At 72.6% G+C, this 15,943-nt stretch carries 10 protein-coding genes; 1 reads left to right on the forward strand and 9 read right to left on the reverse strand.

All coding sequences use genetic code 11. From position 1 onward, the window contains the following. Positions 1-16: 16 nt before the first annotated feature. Positions 17-613, forward strand: coding sequence for an acyltransferase (locus ACH4K1_RS16180; RefSeq protein ID WP_398089952.1), 597 nt, complete (start codon positions 17-19; stop codon positions 611-613). Between the two features lie 96 nt (positions 614-709). On the opposite strand, the gene ACH4K1_RS16185 is transcribed toward ACH4K1_RS16180, so the two are convergent. The 9 genes from ACH4K1_RS16185 to ACH4K1_RS16225 all read right to left on the reverse strand — a co-directional run bounded on the left by ACH4K1_RS16185 (position 710) and on the right by ACH4K1_RS16225 (position 15,932). Next, a complete protein-coding gene (locus ACH4K1_RS16185; RefSeq protein ID WP_398089954.1) occupies positions 710-2,821 on the reverse strand; it encodes a glycosyltransferase in 2,112 nt (703 codons plus the stop codon). Continuing rightward, a complete protein-coding gene (locus ACH4K1_RS16190; RefSeq protein WP_398089956.1) occupies positions 2,818-4,197 on the reverse strand; it encodes a glycosyltransferase in 1,380 nt (459 codons plus the stop codon). Before ACH4K1_RS16190 ends, ACH4K1_RS16185 begins: the two co-directional genes overlap by 4 nt. Positions 4,198-4,269: 72 nt before the next feature. After that, positions 4,270-5,250, reverse strand: a complete 981-nt coding sequence (gene galE, locus ACH4K1_RS16195; protein ID WP_398089958.1) for a UDP-glucose 4-epimerase GalE — start codon at positions 5,248-5,250, stop codon at positions 4,270-4,272. A 2-nt stretch (positions 5,251-5,252) separates the two neighbouring features. After that, positions 5,253-6,539 (reverse strand): nucleotide sugar dehydrogenase, encoded by a 1,287-nt coding sequence (locus ACH4K1_RS16200; protein WP_398089959.1) that lies wholly within the window; start codon positions 6,537-6,539, stop codon positions 5,253-5,255. A 5-nt stretch (positions 6,540-6,544) separates the two neighbouring features. Next, complete coding sequence (locus tag ACH4K1_RS16205) at positions 6,545-8,158, reverse strand: glycosyltransferase family 2 protein (RefSeq protein ID WP_398089961.1); 1,614 nt, start codon at positions 8,156-8,158, stop codon at positions 6,545-6,547. Next, positions 8,155-9,180 carry a Gfo/Idh/MocA family protein gene (locus ACH4K1_RS16210; protein WP_398089963.1) on the reverse strand — a complete coding sequence of 342 codons (1,026 nt, stop codon included), beginning with the start codon at positions 9,178-9,180 and terminating at the stop codon, positions 8,155-8,157. Before ACH4K1_RS16210 ends, ACH4K1_RS16205 begins: the two co-directional genes overlap by 4 nt. Then, on the reverse strand, positions 9,177-10,295 hold the full coding sequence (locus tag ACH4K1_RS16215) for a DegT/DnrJ/EryC1/StrS family aminotransferase (RefSeq protein ID WP_398089965.1): 1,119 nt from the start codon (positions 10,293-10,295) through the stop codon (positions 9,177-9,179). Before ACH4K1_RS16215 ends, ACH4K1_RS16210 begins: the two co-directional genes overlap by 4 nt. A 331-nt stretch (positions 10,296-10,626) precedes the next feature. After that, on the reverse strand, positions 10,627-14,922 hold the full coding sequence (locus ACH4K1_RS16220; RefSeq protein WP_398089967.1) for a ribonuclease E/G: 4,296 nt from the start codon (positions 14,920-14,922) through the stop codon (positions 10,627-10,629). Between the two features lie 227 nt (positions 14,923-15,149). Continuing rightward, positions 15,150-15,932 (reverse strand): TIGR03936 family radical SAM-associated protein, encoded by a 783-nt coding sequence (locus ACH4K1_RS16225; RefSeq protein WP_398089969.1) that lies wholly within the window; start codon positions 15,930-15,932, stop codon positions 15,150-15,152. Positions 15,933-15,943: the final 11 nt, after the last annotated feature.

Genomic DNA, 15,943 nt, shown 5'->3' on the forward strand with positions numbered 1-15,943 from the left:
CTCCGAAAGGCATGCCGTGAACTACAGGGTCCAGCCCACCGCCCAGGTCGACGAGACCGCCGAGATCGGGGCCGGTTCCAGCGTCTGGGAGCTGGCGCAGATCCGCGAGGGAGCGAGGCTCGGCGAGGGCTGCGTGGTCGGCCGCGGCGCCTACGTCGGCACCGGTGTACGCATCGGTGACAACGTGAAACTGCAGAACTACGCCCTCGTGTACGAGCCCGCCGAGCTCGGCGACGGCGTCTTCGTCGGCCCCGCCGTCGTCCTCACCAACGACCACAACCCCCGCTCGGTCGACCCGGACGGCAAGCAGAAGCGCGGCGGCGACTGGGAGGCCGTCGGCGTGAAGGTCGCCGAAGGCGCGTCACTCGGCGCCCGCTCGGTCTGCGTCGCGCCGGTCCGTGTCGGCCGGTGGGCGATGGTCGCGGCCGGTGCCGTGGTCACCAAGGACGTCCCGGACTTCGCACTGGTCGTCGGCGTGCCGGCCCGGCAGATCGGCTGGGTCGGCCGCAGCGGCGTCCGGCTGGTCGAGCGCGAGGGCGAGCCGGGGATCTGGGAGTGCCCGCAGAGCGGGGCCGTGTACGAGGAGAGGGACGGGGCGCTCGCGGAGCGCTGAGCGGGCCGGTCACCGGGCGGGCGGGAGCCCACCGTGCGGTACCGACGAAGGCCGGGAACCGTTTCGCCACGGTTCCCGGCCTTCGTATGCCCCGGCTCAGCGGTCGAACAGCAGCCGGTCGAAGTCGAGCCGGACGACCGGCCAGTCCCACGTGGTCAGCGCGTGCTCGGTGGCCAGCTTCCCGGCGTTGCGCCAGCTCTCCTCGGACGCCGTGAGAGTCAGAACCCGCTCGGCGGCGGCCTCGGGGGTCCCCACGATCCATTCGGCCGGGTAGAGGGTTCCCGCGCCGTTCTCACGGCCCGCGAAGAACGGCCAGTCGCGGACCACCGGGACCGCGCCGCTGGCCGCGCCTTCCATGAGGCCCACGTGGCAGCCCTCGCGTACCGACGTACTGAGGATGACGCCCACCTCCTCGAGCGCCCCGGGCACGTCGTCCGTGGAGCCGACCCGCACAACGGCTCCCGAGGCCACGAGCGGCTTGAGCGCCTTCTCCAGCTTGCGCGCGTACGCCTTGGCCGCGTTGCTCGGCCGGCCCATGTCCCCGCCGATCAGGAACAGGCGGTACCGCTCGTCCCGTTCCCTGAGCCGCTTGAGGACCGCCAGGGCCCACAGCGGGTCTTTCGCCACCTGCCCGATGCCGACGAGCCCGAGGTTGAAGCGGGTGGACGGGTCCTTCGTACGCCGGAAGTCGGCGAGGTCCATGCCGTTGTCGATCACGTGTGTACGGGGGGCGTGCTCTCCGCCCAGCCCGGGGATCGACGCCACCGACAGATCACGGATGTGATCGGCGACGAACACCACATCGTCCACGCGTGAGAAGTCCATCATGTGCGGCCAGCGGGTGAATGCCTCGTAGCTGTGGAGCCGGACGACGATCCGCGTGTCCCCGGGGTCGATCACGGTGAACAGAGCGGCCGGGGCCACACACCAGTCCACGAACACGGTGTCCGCCCAGTCCAGATACGGCCGCAGCTGCTGCTCCACGCCGTGGGCGAAGAGCGGCTCGCCCCCCAGACGGTTCTCGATATGACGCTGCGCGGCACCGTTGAGCCGCTTCATGCCCGGGTGCTCCGCCATGTCGAGGAAGCGCAGCTCGACGTCCGGGTTGGCCTCGTAGTGCGAGCGGATCAGGTGCAGGAAGTTCGCGTTGGAGGTCGTCGCTATGAGCAGTCGCAGCGGCCGGTCCCCGGGCGGGGCCGCGGCAGGGGTCCGCCGGCCCTTCGGCCGAACCACTGCGGAGGCGGCAGTGGACTTCCGGAATGGCTCGATGAACCCCACCGGATCCGCGGCCAGCGGGCTGCTGACCTGGTCGATGTGGACGACGCGGTGGAACGCCAGCTTGGTGGCGTGCAGCAGGGCGTCAGCGGCCGCGGTCAGGTCACCTGCCGCATGTCGCTGGTCGGCCAGGTCCAGATAGGCCGTGACCACCTCGGTGAGGTTGGCGGGCGTGCGGCCGTTCCTGATGACCCTCGATGCCACGTTGTCCAGCAGCCGCGCCTTTATAGCCGGGTCGGCGAGCTTCTCGGCGGCGGCGCGTGCGGTGACCAGCGCCCCGGACTGACGTCCGGCCAGCCACATGCCCTCGATAACCTGCTCGGTGGCCATCATCCGCAGCGAGTCCGGGACACCTGGTGCCGAGACGGCGGCGCGCCAGGCGCGGGCGCCCACGCGGCTGCGCAGGGCGAGCGGTCCGGTGGCGTTGCGCAGCAGGTCGGCCGGCAGGGTCCGGACGCGCCGGCGCAGCCCGTCGGTGGCCACCGTGAGGGGACCGGGGACGTGCTCGGGTCGCAAGGCGCCCGTCTCCAGGCGCTTCTCCAGGGCGCGCAGACCAGCGGCGAACCCGAAGCACACTTCGGGCTGTCGCCTGGACTGCGAGATGCGCCACGCGCTGTACACGGCGCGGTGATCGAGAGCCACGACCAGGTCGGCGCCGCGGACGACCGCGCAGGCCGTCCGGTCACGCTCCAGGTGGAACCAGAGGCGCTCGGAGAAACGCATCGCGTCCGTCTTGCGCCGCACGTGCTTGCTCGCCGTACCGCTGGCAGGCACCTTGCGCACCGTGGCCCAGCCCAGGTCGGCGTCGATGTCCGCGGTCTTGAAGTTGCCGACTAGGTGGACTCGGGCCCCGAGCTGCCGGAACTTGTCCACCGCAGCCGCCACGACGGCCGCCTTGGGCGTGGAGCCCACGATCACTAGTACGTCCGTCATGACCCGGAACCTCCGGATAGTGCGGGCTTCTGGTCGAGCACCAGAGCGGTCAGGCTCTCCACGGCGCTCGCCATCAGGGAATCACGGGCGTAGCCGGTGCCATGGTCGCGGGCGGCGGCGCGTTGCGCGGGGGTGGCCTCCACAACCATGCGGGCCGCCTCGCAGAACGCGTCGGCAAGCCGCTCCTCGTCCAATCCCCGGGGGCCGGTCCACAGCGGGCGGCCGTCCAGCAGGCGCGAGGCGTCGTGGTCGGCGGCGTGCATGGAGACGATCGGCAGCCCGGTGGCCATGTACTCGTAGACCTTGCCGGAGGTCATGAACGGCCCTCCAATGATGACGAGCACGAGGGCGTCCCAGCCACCGTACACATCGGCGACCTCGGCCTTCGGCACGGCGCCCCCCACCACGACGCCGTCGTCGGCCGCCGCGCGCAGGACCTCGACGTGCCGGTTGGCCTCGCGGTTGGAGCCGGCCCCGATGTGCCCACGCACCTCGAACCGGGCGTCGGCGAGCAGGGGCTCGCGCTCCCGGGCCGTGCGCCAGGCGGCGAGGACTGACTCCAGCATCTGGACAGAGAAGCTGACCGTGCCCAGGTGGCCGAAGACGAGGTTCCGCCCGGCGGAGGGGCGCAGCTCGACCTCCGGAACACTGTCCCTGTCGTAGCCGTTGCGAACGACGTGGATGCGCTCCGCGTGCTCGGGGTAGCGGGCTCGGTAGAAGTCTGCGATCTGGTCGTTGACCACCCAGAGCGACAGGGCGTGCTCCAGCAGGTCCGACTCCCAGCGGCCGGCCTCGGAGTCCTTCGGGAAGGCCTCCACGCCATCGATGACATCCAGCGACCAGCCGTCACGGAAGTCCACCGCATACGGGGCCCTGTGCTCCTCCCAGAGCCTGCGGACGGCGGCGAGCTGAACGTACGGGACACAGCTGGCGAGGACGAGTTCGGCGGGCCGCTCGCGGTAAAGCTCCAGCGCGGCCGTCTCCAGGGCGTCCCGCCAGCCGCCGAACACCGGCTCGGGGAAGCTCTTGAGCGCCTCGGTACGGAAGTCGCTCAGCCATTTGAGGGGATCCAGCGCCCGCTCCTCGGAGTACAGCCGGATGTCCGTCTCCAGGTCGGCCCGGGACAGGGGCAGCTCCACGATCCTGATTCGCTTGTCGACGGATTCCGAGAGCGTATGGTCCACGCCGGAGTCGCGGATCCATGACTCCTCCGCGATCGTGACGACGGTCACGTCCCAGCCCGCGGCGGCGAACTGGTTCGCGGTCTCCCGCATTCGGAAGGCGGAGCTCTTCGCGGCGGGGGGGAAACCAATCGCAAAGTACAGCAGATGCGGACGCGGTCCGCTGCGCTCGTCCATGCCTGGCACTTCAGTCATTCCCGTTCTGCTGAGTTTCGGTGGTCGTTCTTCGTGATGCCCGGTGACCGGGACCAGCGGGGACGCGGTACCTCATTCCGAGGCCCCCGGCCCGTGCCGCAGGCGCCACCCCGACCAGGCCGACTCGACCATGGTGCGTATGCCGTGCCGGGCCGACCAGCCCAGCTCCTCGGCGATGGCGTCCACGGAGGCGACCACCCGGGCCGGGTCGCCGGGGCGGCGGGCCTCGGTGACCGGAGGCGGACCGGATCGGTTGGTGACGTCGAGGATGATGTCGACCATCTCGGCGACGGAGGCTCCCTCGCCCCGGCCGATGTTCAGCACCAGTTCCGCGGAAGGGTCCCGGGCCAGTCGGCGGGCGGCGGCGACGTGTGCGGAGGCGATGTCCTCCACGTGGACGTAGTCACGGACGCACGTGCCGTCCGGGGTCGGGTAGTCGTCGCCGAAGATCCGGGGGGCCTCGTCGGCCTCCAGGCGTTCGAAGACCATCGGGACCAGGTTGAAGACGCCTTCGTCGGCCAGTTCCGCCGAGGCGGCCCCGGCCACGTTGAAGTAGCGCAGGGAGGCCGTGGCCATGGAGTGCGCCCGGCCGGCCGCGGCCACCAGCCACTCGCCCGCCAACTTGGTCTCGCCGTAGGGGCTCAGCGGAAGGCAGGGGGTGGCCTCGGTGACCAGGTCGACGTCGGGCATGCCGTAGACCGCGGCGGACGAGGAGAACAGGAAGCGTTGGATTCCGGCCCCGGCCGCCGCCTCGAGCAGAGTGCGCAGTCCGTCGACGTTCTCGCGGTAGTAGTACAGCGGTCGCTCGACGGACTCCGCCACCTGCTTCTTGCCCGCGATGTGCACGATGCCGGTCACCGCGTGGTCGACCAGCACCCGGTCGAGGAGATCCCGGTCGAGGACCGAGCCGACGACGAGCGGGACGCCTTCGGGGAGACGTTCCGCGCGTCCGGTGCTGAGGTCGTCGAGGACGACGAGACGTTCCTCGCCCGCCATCTGCGCGACGACGTGGGATCCGATGTAGCCGGCCCCGCCGGTGATCAGCCAGGTCATCGTCAGCCCCCGATGACCACGCGGCGCACGCCCGCCCAGTTGGCCGGGTCCGTGGTGCGGCGGCCGTCGACCAGGACGCGGACGTCAGGGAGGTCGGCGGCGGACAGCTCGCGGTACTCGGCGTGGTCGGCCTGGAGGATCGCGGCGGTGACGGCCTGGTGGCCGTCGTGCGGGACCAGGCCGAGGGCGGCCAGCTCCTCGGGGGTGTACATCGGGTCCGAGACGAACGGCACCGCGCCGCGCGCCTTCAGGGCCTCGACGACGCCGAAGACGCCGGAGAAGGCGGTCTCCTTGACGCCGCCGCGGTAGGCCGCGCCCAGCACCAGGACCCCGACGCCGTCCAGGTCGCCGTAGGCGGCGGCCAGCAGGTCGACGGCGTACGCGGGCATCGCGGCGTTGGCCTCGCGGGCCGAGCGCACGACGGTCGCCTCCGGGTCGTTCCACAGGTACATCCGCGGGTAGATCGGGATGCAGTGGCCGCCGACGGCGATGCCGGGCTGGTGGATGTGGCTGTAGGGCTGGCTGTTGCAGGCCTCGATGACCTTCTTGACGTCGATGTCGTTCTGGTCGGCGAACCGGGCGAACTGGTTGGCCAGGCCGATGTTGACGTCGCGGTAGGTGGTCTCGGCGAGCTTCGCCAGCTCGGACGCCTCCGCGGTGCCCAGGTCCCAGACGCCGTTCGGGCGGGGCAGGTCCTCGCGCTCGTCGAAGTCGAGGACGGACTCGTAGAAGGCGACGCCGGCCGCGGCGGACGCCTCGTCGATGCCGCCGACGAGCTTGGGGTAGCGGCGCAGGTCGGCGAAGACCCGGCCGGTCAGCACCCGCTCCGGGGAGAAGACCAGGTGGAAGTCCTCACCGGGGGTCAGGCCGGAGCCCTCGGCCAGCATCGGCGCCCAGCGGGTACGGGTGGTGCCGACCGGCAGCGTGGTCTCGTAGCTGACCAGCGTGCCGGGCTTCAAACCCGCCGCGATCGCCCGGGTGGCGGCGTCCATCCAGCCGAAGTCGGGGGTGCCCTCGGCGTCCACGAAGAGCGGGACGACGACCACGACGGCGTCGGACGCGGCGACCGCGGCCGTGGTGTCCGTCGTGGCGGAGAGCAGACCGGCGCCGACGGTCTCCTTGAGCTTCACGTCGAGGTCGTGCTCGCCGGGGAACGGCTCGGTGGCCGCGTTGACGAGTTCGACGACCTTCTCGTTGACGTCCGCGCCGATGACCCGGTGGCCCTTGGCGGCGAACTGCACGGCGAGCGGAAGGCCGATCTTGCCGAGCGCGACTACACAGATGTTCATCGGGATTACTTCCTCTTCAACCTGGACATAGCGCGGCGCAGCCGTGCGCCCACGCCGGGCTTCGCTTCCCACAGGGGCGCCGTCGTGATCACGAGTCGCCCCTTGGGGTTGGGGTTCGCCGCCACCCGGTAGGGGGTGGTGCTCCCCCAACGGCGGGCCAGCGGCATCGGCAGGCCCTCGGTACGGACGGGGATCTCGTAGGTGGAGCCGGCGACGTCGACGTAGACGCGTACGCCGCGCTTGGCGCGGACCGGCTCGATCGGGATGCGGGCGCTCAGCAGGGTGCCCGTGCCGTCCTCGGCGGGCTCCCTGGTGAACTCTCCGAGCGCCTTCGGGCGCGCGGCGTCCGCGGGCAGCTTGCGGGCTCCGGCCTTGTCGGCGGTCTTCGGCATGGCGCCCTGCACGAGGGCGACCACCGCCGACGACGTGTCGCCGACGACACCGAGCCGCAGTTCCAGGGCGAGGGTGAGCTTCTCGCCGTTCTGCTCCCACCGCGCCGACTTCAGCGCGGTGCCGGACGCGAGCCTGCCCGCGACCGTCTCGCGGGCCTCGTACCAGTGCTCGTCCAGCCCGACCGCCGGATCCCGAAAGCCCGGGTAGGCGGCGAAGGCCCTTTGGCCCTCCAGCAGAAAGGGCGGGGCCCCGTGCTCTTCCTCGTCCGCGATGGCACGGGTCAGCTCCTCGACCGCGCCGCTGCGGGCGAGGCCGAAGCGCACCCGGCGCTTGACGCCGGTGCCGTCGCGCAGGCTGTCGGTGAAGTAGGCGTCCACCAGCGCGCCCACGCCCTCGCACACCTGGCGGCGGGTGCCGGCGTCGAGCAGGGGGAAGTCCTTCTGCAGGAGCTTGGTCAGCTCCCAGTCGAAGTGCCGCTTGAACACCGCGTCGCGCCGCGCGCCGGCGGGGATCAGGGCGGCCGTGTGCTCCATGATCCGCTGGACGCAGCGGAGCCGGGCCAGGTGGTCCGCCCGGTAGGTGATGTTGCTGGCGTCGCCGCGCTTGACCGCGTAGTAGCAGGTGTAGTCGGAGATCACGGAGATCTTCCGGGCGCGGACGCACGCCTCGATGGTGAACGGCTGGTCGCTGCCGACCGGCATGTCCTCGGGGAAGCGGAGCCCGTACTTCTCCACCAACTCCCGGCGGAACAGCTTGGTGTTGGCCAGCGTGAAGGGGAGCGCGGGGTCGTCGAGGGTGACGTCCCGGTTCCCGGTGTACAGCTTCTGGTGGACGTAGCGCCCGTTGGTGCCGACCATCTTGCCGACGACCACGTCGGACTCGTTGGCGTCGGCGCAGGCGACCATCCGCTCCAGCGCCTCCTCACCGAGGTGGTCGTCGGAGCCGATGAAGTAGACGTAGCGTCCGGTCGCCAGGTCCAGCGCGCGGTTGCTGGGAGCGGCCGGGCCACCGGAGTTGGGCTGGTGGACGATGGTGAAGACGTCCGGGTACCGCTGGGCGAAGCGGTCGAGTTCCTTACCGCTGTCGTCGGTCGAACCGTCGTCAACCGCGACGACCTGCAGCCGCTCGTGACCGATGCTCTGGCCCACCAGCGAGTTCAGGCACTCGGTGAGGTACGGCATCGTGTTGTAGACGGCTACGACCACCGTGACATCGGGTGCGGTCACCTATCCGACCCCTGCTTCCGCTCCTGGTCCGCGCCGAACGTCACCGTGGCTCCGGTGGCGGCGGATTCCAGGACGGATGCCGCCACCTCCACCGTACGCAGCCCCTGGCGCAGGGTGCAGATGTCGGCGGGCTCACCCCGGACCGCATCGCGGAACAGCTCGTGCTCGACGAGCAGCGGTTCGCGCTTGGGGATGGCGTAGCGGACCATGTCGCCCTCGGAGACCCCGCGAAAGGCGCGCAGCGCCTCCCACTCGGTGGTGACCGCGGCGTTGGAGTGGAAGGTGAGGTCGGCGGTGAGGGTGTCGGCGATGAAGCAGCCGCGCTCGCCGGTGACCGAGGTGAACCGCTCCTTGAGCGGGCTCAGCCAGTTGACCAGGTGGTTGACCATGGTGCCGTCGGCGAGCTGGCCCACTGCGGAGACCATGTCCTCGTGCGGGCGGCCCGACTTGGAGACGGTGTGCGCGGCGATCGAGGTGTACGCCTGGCCGGTGACCCAGCTCGTCAGGTCGATGTCGTGCGTGGCGAGGTCCTTGACCACGCCGACGTCCGCGATCCGGTGCGGGAAGGGGCCCTGGCGGCGGGTGACGACCTGGTAGACGTCGCCCAGCTCGCCCGCCTCCAGGCGGGCGCGGAGCGAGAGGAGGGCCGGGTTGCAGCGCTCGATGTGGCCGACGCCGGCCACCAGGCCGCGCGACTCGAAGGCGTCGACGAGGCGGCGGGCGCCCTCGACGGTGTCCGCGAGCGGCTTCTCGATCAGGGCGCAGACCCCGGCGTCGGCGAGCTGGAGGCCGACCTCCTCGTGCAGCGCGGTCGGGCAGGCGACGACGGCGTAGTCGAGGCCGAGGGCGATCAGCTCCTCGACGGTGGACAGGACGGGGGCGCCCTGGGCCCAGCCGTTCTTGTCGCCCATCGGGTCGACGACGCCGACCAGCTCGACGCCCTCCAGGCCGGCGAGGACCCGGGCGTGGTGGCGGCCCATGGAACCCAGGCCGACGAGACCGGCCTTCAGCACGGCGCTCACAGGCTCTCCCCCAGGGAGTTCACGGCGGTCACGATGCGCGCCAGGTCGCCCTCGGTGAGCGAGGGGTGGACGGGCAGCGAGACGACCTCGGCGGCGGCCTTCTCGGTCTCGGGCAGGTCCCAGGTGCGGCCGGCCTTCTGGTCCGGCTCCCAGTAGGGCTTGAGCCGGTGGATCGGCGTCGGGTAGTAGACCGCGTTGCCGACGCCCGCCTCGGTGAGCCTGGCCATCGCGGCGTCCCGGTCGCCCTGGATGCGCACGGTGTACTGGTGGTAGATGTGCCGGGCGCCCTCGGCCACCGGCGGCGTGATGACGTTCGGCGCGGTGATGTGGGCGTCGAGGTACGCGGCGTTGGCGCGGCGCTGCTCGGTCCAGCCCTCCAGCTTGGCGAGCTGTACGCGGCCGACCGCGGCGGACACGTCGGTCATCCGCATGTTGGCGCCGACGATCTCGTTGGCGTACCGCTGCTCCATGCCCTGGTTGCGCAGCAGGCGCAGGGTGCGGGCCAGTTCGGCGTCGGCCGTGCTGACCATGCCGCCCTCGAGCGAGTGCATGTTCTTGGTCGGGTAGAAGCTGAAGGTGCCGCCCGCGCCGAACGCGCCGACCGGGGTGCCGTTCAGCGCGGCCGCGTGGGCCTGGCAGGCGTCCTCGACGACGGCGAGCTTGTGCTTCTCCGCGAGGGGCATGAGCTTGTCCATCGCGGCGGGGTGGCCGTAGAGGTGCACCGGCATGATCGCGGCGGTGCGCGGCGTGATCGCGGCTTCGACCGCCGCCGGGTCGAGGCCGAAGCTGCCGGGCTCGATGTCGGCGAACACGACGTCGGCGCCGACGAGGCGGACCGCGTTCGCGGAGGCGGCGAAGGAGAAGGAGGGGACGATCACCTCGTCGCCCGGACCGATGCCCAGGGCGAGGAGGAGCAGGTGGAGGGCCGAGGTGCCCGAGTTGACGGCGACGCAGTGCCGGCCGTCGACCAGGTGCGAGAAGCCCTCCTCGAAGGCCGCGACCTCGGGGCCCTGCACGACGCGGCCGCTGCGCAGCACGCGCACCGCGGCCTCGATCTCGTCTTCCCCGATGACCGGACGGGCAGCAGGGATCGGCTGCTCGTTGATGCTCGTCATGGACGTCCTCCTTGAACACCGCAAGAGCTCGTTACCAGGCAGAGCTTTGAGGTGCGGGACGTCTTACCGAGGTCGCGCGAAACCCCACCGGCGCGATGCCGACGCCCTGCCGAGGAATGGCGGCCCGATCGTGGCACCGGACCTGTCACCAACCGTAGTTCCCGTGGACCACGTTCACCGGCATGGCAACCGCCGTCACATTATCAGGGATTTCTCGACCCATTTCGGGCCGGTTAAGCCACGCTTGCATCAGTTCCGAAACAAAGCAGGTGTCCCGCCCCCTTGCGCTCGGAGCGGGACACCTGAAAAGGAACAACCGGTTACGGATTCGTCAGCCGGCCGACGACTCGCCCTCTACGGAAGGCGCGGATGCCGTTACGGAGGGCGACGACTGCTGCTCGGCGGCGACGGTCTTCTTCGTCGTCTTCTTCGCAGCGGTCTTCGCCGTCGTCTTTTTGGCGGCCGTCTTCTTCGCGGCGGTCTTCTTGGCCACCGCCTTCTTGGCGGGGGCCTTCTTGGCGGCGGCCTTACGGGCCGTCTTCTTCGCCGGGGCGGCCTCCACGGATTCGGACTCCGCCGTTCCGGATTCCGGGGTTCCGGAATCAGTTGCTCCGGATTCCGGAGTTCCGTCGGAAGCCGGGGCTTCGGCTTCCGGAGCCTTGGCCCCGGACGCCGAGTCGACCACGACGACCGCCGCGTCGTCCGCTCCGGTGGGCGAACCCGCCGGAGCGGTGACCTTGCGGGTCGCCCGGCGCCGGGCACGCGGCGGGGCGGCCACGGGGGCCTCGGCCTCGGGGGTCTTCTCCGCCGGAGCCTCGGATGGAGCCGGAACCGGCGCCTCGGAGGCGGGCGGCTCGACCACCGGGTCCTCGGCCGCGACCGGATCCGTGGCGGGCTCGGCCGGCTGAACCGGCTCCGCCGCCTCGGCCTGCTTCGGCGCACCCGCCGGGGCCGTCGCCTTGCGGGTGGCCCGCCGACGCGTACGGCCCTGGGGCGCGGCCTCGGCCGGGACCTCGGCAGCGGGCGCTTCCGCGGCCGGGGCCTCGGCCACGGGGGCTTCGGCGGCCGGAGCCTCGGCGGGCGTGTCGCGGACCGGCTCGGCCGCGGGGGCCTCGGCAGCCGCCTCGGCCCTCGGGGCACCGACCGGGGCGGACGCCCTGCGGGAGGCGCGGCGGCGGCCGCGGCCGCGCGTGGCGGCCGCCTCCGCCTCGGCGGGGCTGCCGTAGAACTCGTCGTCCTCCCCGACCGCGGGCTCCACGGCCACGGGGGCGGCGACCTCGGCGGCCAGCTCGGCCTCCGTCTCGGTCTCCACGGGCTCGGCGGACCCGTGGTCCTCGGAGCCGTGATCGTGACCGTGCTCGTGGTCCTGGCCCGCGCCACCGCGGCGCTTCTTGGACTTCTTGCCGCCACCGCCGCCGCCGACGGACGTCGGCTGCTCCATGTGGACGATGACACCGCGCCCGTTGCAGTGGACGCAGGTCTCGGAGAAGGACTCCAGCAGCCCCTGGCCCACGCGCTTGCGGGTCATCTGGACCAGGCCGAGCGAAGTGACCTCGGCGACCTGGTGCTTGGTGCGGTCACGGCCCAGGCACTCCAGGAGCCGGCGCAGGACCAGGTCCCGGTTGGACTCCAGCACCATGTCGATGAAGTCGACGACGACGATGCCGCCGAGGTCGCGCAGCCGCAGCTGGCGCACGATCTCCTCGGCCGCCTCCAGGTTGTTCCTGGTGACCGTCTCCTCCAGGTTGCCGCCCTGGCCGGTGAACTTGCCGGTGTTGACGTCGACGACGACCATCGCCTCGGTCTTGTCGATCACCAGCGAACCGCCGCTGGGCAGGTAGACCTTGCGGTCCAGCGCCTTCATCAGCTGCTCGTCGATGCGGTACGTCGCGAAGACGTCGACCTCGGAGGTCCAGCGGGAGAGCCGCTCGGTGAGGTCGGGCGCGACGTGCGAGACGTACCCGTAGATGGTCTCCCACGCCTCGTCGCCGCTGACGATGACCTTGGAGAAGTCCTCGTTGAAGATGTCGCGGACCACCCGGACGGTCATGTCCGGCTCGCCGTAGAGCAGGGTCGGCGCGTTGGAGGAGCTGGTGCCCTTGGCCTTCTTCTGGATCTCCTCCCACTGCTGCTGGAGGCGCTCGACGTCACGGCGCAGCTCGTCCTCGCTCGCGCCCTCGGCGGCGGTGCGCACGATGACGCCCGCGTCCTCGGGAACGATCTTCTTGAGGATCGTCTTCAGGCGGGAGCGCTCGGTGTCGGGCAGCTTGCGGCTGATCCCGGTCATCGAGCCCTCGGGCACGTACACCAGGTAGCGGCCGGGCAGCGAGACCTGGCTGGTCAGCCGTGCTCCCTTGTGGCCGATCGGATCCTTGGTGACCTGGACCAGGACCGACTGGCCGGACTTGAGGGCGGTCTCGATGCGGCGCGGCCCGTGGGCCATGCCGAGCGCCTCGAAGTTGACCTCCCCGGCGTACAGGACGGCGTTGCGGCCCTTGCCGATGTCGACGAAGGCGGCCTCCATGGACGGCAGCACGTTCTGGACCTTGCCCAGGTAGACGTTGCCGACGTAGCTGGTGGACTGCTCCTTGTTGACGTAGTGCTCGACGAGCACGTTGTCCTCAAGGACGCCGATCTGGGTGCGCTCGCCGTTCTGGCGGACGACCATCACCCGCTCGACGGCCTCGCGGCGGGCGAGGAACTCGGCCTCGGTGATGATCGGGACACGGCGGCGGCCCTGCTCGCGGCCCTCGCGGCGGCGCTGCTTCTTGGCCTCCATCCGGGTCGAGCCCTTGATGGACTGGACCTCGTCGAAGCCGGTGCCCGGCTCGCGCTCCTCCTTCTTGCGGGGCTCGCGGACCTTGACGACCGTGCGCTCCGGGTCGTCGGCGGTGCCGTGCTCGGCGTCGGCGGCGGCGTCACCGCTGCGGCGGCGGCGACGGCGGCGACGGCGGGAGCTGCTGCTCGAACCGGAGGCCGAGGAGTCGTCGTCCTCGTCGTCCTCGTCGGCGGTCTCCTGGGCCCGGCCCCGGCCCCCGTCCTGCTCGTCCTCGGAGCGGGGCTCCTCGGCGCGGGTCTCGGCGGGCGCGTCGTCGGTGTTCTGCTCGTCGTCCAGGTCGTGGGCCTCGCCGCGACGGCGACGGCGGCCGCCCCGACGGCGGCGGCGCGAGGGGCGGTCGCCGTACTCGTCGGCGTCGTCGCCCTCGTGCTCGTCCGGCTCGGCCTCGGGAGCCTCGTCGGCGGGCGTCTCCACCGGAGCGGCGGGCTCGGCGGCCTGCTCGGCGCCGTCGGACTCGCCGCGGCGGCGGCGACGGCGACGCGAGCCGCCCTGCGGCGCGGCCTCGGCGGGGGCGGTGCTCTGCACGGGCTCGGCCGCGGGCTGTTCCTCGGCCTCGTCGACCTCGTCGTACGCGGAGCCGGCGGCGGCGGCCGCGGCGGCCGCCGTCTCGGGGGTCTGGAACATCGGCTCGGCGAAGACCGGGGCCTGGAAGACGGCGACGGCGGGGCGCGTCGCGCGCCGGCCCTTCCGCGTCGGCTCCTCGGTCTTCGCGGTGAACTCGGGGCTGCCGGCGGCGGCGGTGGCCCGGCGACGACGGCGTCCGCGCGGGGCGGCCTCCTCGACCTCGTCCACTTCGGCGGCGAGCTCCTCGGCGACGGCGGCGGGCAGGCTCTCGCCGGACTCGGCGGGCTCCTCCGCGACGGCGGCGGATTCGGCGGCCTCGACGGACTCGGCCGGCTGCGGCGAACCGGCGGGCGCGGACGCCTTGCGGGACGCCCTGCGGCGGGCGCGCGGGGCCGGGGCCTCTTCGACGGTCTCGGATTCGAGCGCCTCGGGCTCGGCTTCGACGGCCTCGGCGGCCGTCTGCGGCTCGCTCACGGGCGCGGCGGCCTGCGGCGCACCGGCCGGGGCGGAGGCGCGACGGCGGGTACGGCCACGCGGGGCGTCCGGCTCGGCGGCGGGGGCGGGCTCCGCCACGGCGGGCTCGGGCTCGGCGGCCTGGACGGGCTCCACCACGACGGCGGCCTCGGCGGACTGCGGGGCGCCGGCCGGCGAGGTGGCCTTGCGGGAGGCACGGCGGCGGCGGGGCGCCGGGGCCTCCTCGGGGGTCTCCACGGCGGCCGCGGCCTCTTCCTCGGGGTCGGGCGCGGCGGTGTCCTCGGCCGGCGCCTCGACGGTCTCGGCGGCCTCCGGCGGGCCGGCCGGGGCCGTCGCCTTGCGGACCGCACGGCGGCGGGTGCGCGGCGCGGGTGCGGCCGGCTCCTCGTCGGCGGCGGACGGCACGGGGGCCTCGGCGGCGGGGGCAGGCTCGGCGGCCGGGGCGGCCTCGGCGGTCTCCGCCTGCTGCGGGGCACCGGCGGGGGCGGTGGACTTGCGCACGGCGCGGCGGCGGGCGCGGGCGGGCGCGGCGGTTTCGGCGGCCGTCTCCCCGGGCGTGTCGTCGGCTGCCGGGGCAGCGGTCTCGGCGGCCGGTATGGCCGGCGTGACGTCCTCGACGGCGGGCGCGGCGCCGCCGGGCGGGCCGGCCGGGCGGGAGGCGGCGCGGCGCCTGCGGCGCGGCGGCAGCTTGTCGCCGGGGGTGTTCTCTTCGTTGTTCCCGGTCGTGCCGGGTTCGTTCGGCTGAGGCATGCGGGCGTTTCTCCCGTCGTGCTCCCGGGCGCCGCGTCGGATTCCGGTCCGGCCGGTCCGCAGTGGTGCGATACCGCCGTCCGGGGCGCGGGCGCCGCACGGGAGCTGATGTCTGGCTCGCCGGTTCCGTATGCGGTGTGCGTACGGCCTGGCGAAAGTCTTGTGGGTCAGTGCGCGGCCCGACCCAGGTGGCTCCCGAGTCGGAGGGCTGCGCTACGACGACCGCCTTACGCGGAACCTGCACCTTCCGGCGCCGTCGCGACGGCTGCCCCGGCGACCGCGGGATGTGCGGTCGGGGCGGCCTCGCGGTCGGGCGCGAGCGGGTCGGTCACCGTGCCGGACTCCTCGTCGAAGAGCCCCTGCGCCAGCCTGGTCACCGCGGCGGGGACAGGCGGCGCCAGGTCGGCCACAGCTCGGAGACCGGACAGGACGTCGTCGGGTCGCACGGCAGGTGTCACGTGCCGTACAACCAGGCGCAGTATCGCACAGGGCCGCTCGCCCGGCCTATCGGCCGGAGCGTCCACGACCCGCAGGTCCGCGACGGCGGCGCGGGCGTCGAAGGTGCGGATGCCGTTCTTCGCCTTGCGCTGGACCTCGACGCTCTCGGCGTCGTTGAAGGCGGCCACCGCGGGGCGGACGTCCTCGGCGTCGACGCCGTCGAGGCGCATCTCCCAGACGGAGGCGGTGAGCCGTTCGGCCAGGCCGGACGTCCGGGCCTCCACCGCGTCGACGATGTCGAGGCCGGTCGGCATCGAGGCGTCGAGCATGGCGCGCAGGGTGTCGGGGTCACGCGCCTCGGTGAGGGCGATCTCCAGGAACTCGGCCTCGCTGCCCGTGCCGGTGGGTGCGGCGTTGGCGTAGGAGACCTTGGGGTGCGGGGTGAAGCCCGCGGAGTACGCCATCGGCACCTCGGAGCGGCGCAGTGCCCGCTCGAAGGCCCGCTGGAAGTCTCGGTGACTGGTGAACCGGAGGCGGCCGCGCTTCGTGTAGCGCAAGCGGATGCGCTGCACTGCCGGTGCGG

Origin of the sequence: Streptomyces sp. NPDC017448, assembly GCF_044330565.1 — a bacterium.
GTDB lineage: Bacteria > Actinomycetota > Actinomycetes > Streptomycetales > Streptomycetaceae > Streptomyces.

Excerpts from the sequence above, each read along its gene's own strand:
- ACH4K1_RS16215 (WP_398089965.1), bottom strand. The coding sequence starts at position 10,295 with ATGACGAGCATCAACGAGCAGCCGATCCCTGCTGCCCGTCCGGTCATC.
- ACH4K1_RS16220 (WP_398089967.1), bottom strand. The coding sequence starts at position 14,922 with ATGCCTCAGCCGAACGAACCCGGCACGACCGGGAACAACGAAGAGAAC.
- galE (WP_398089958.1), bottom strand. The coding sequence starts at position 5,250 with ATGACCTGGCTGATCACCGGCGGGGCCGGCTACATCGGATCCCACGTC.
- ACH4K1_RS16190 (WP_398089956.1), bottom strand. The coding sequence starts at position 4,197 with ATGACTGAAGTGCCAGGCATGGACGAGCGCAGCGGACCGCGTCCGCAT.
- ACH4K1_RS16200 (WP_398089959.1), bottom strand. The coding sequence starts at position 6,539 with ATGAACATCTGTGTAGTCGCGCTCGGCAAGATCGGCCTTCCGCTCGCC.
- ACH4K1_RS16185 (WP_398089954.1), bottom strand. The coding sequence starts at position 2,821 with ATGACGGACGTACTAGTGATCGTGGGCTCCACGCCCAAGGCGGCCGTC.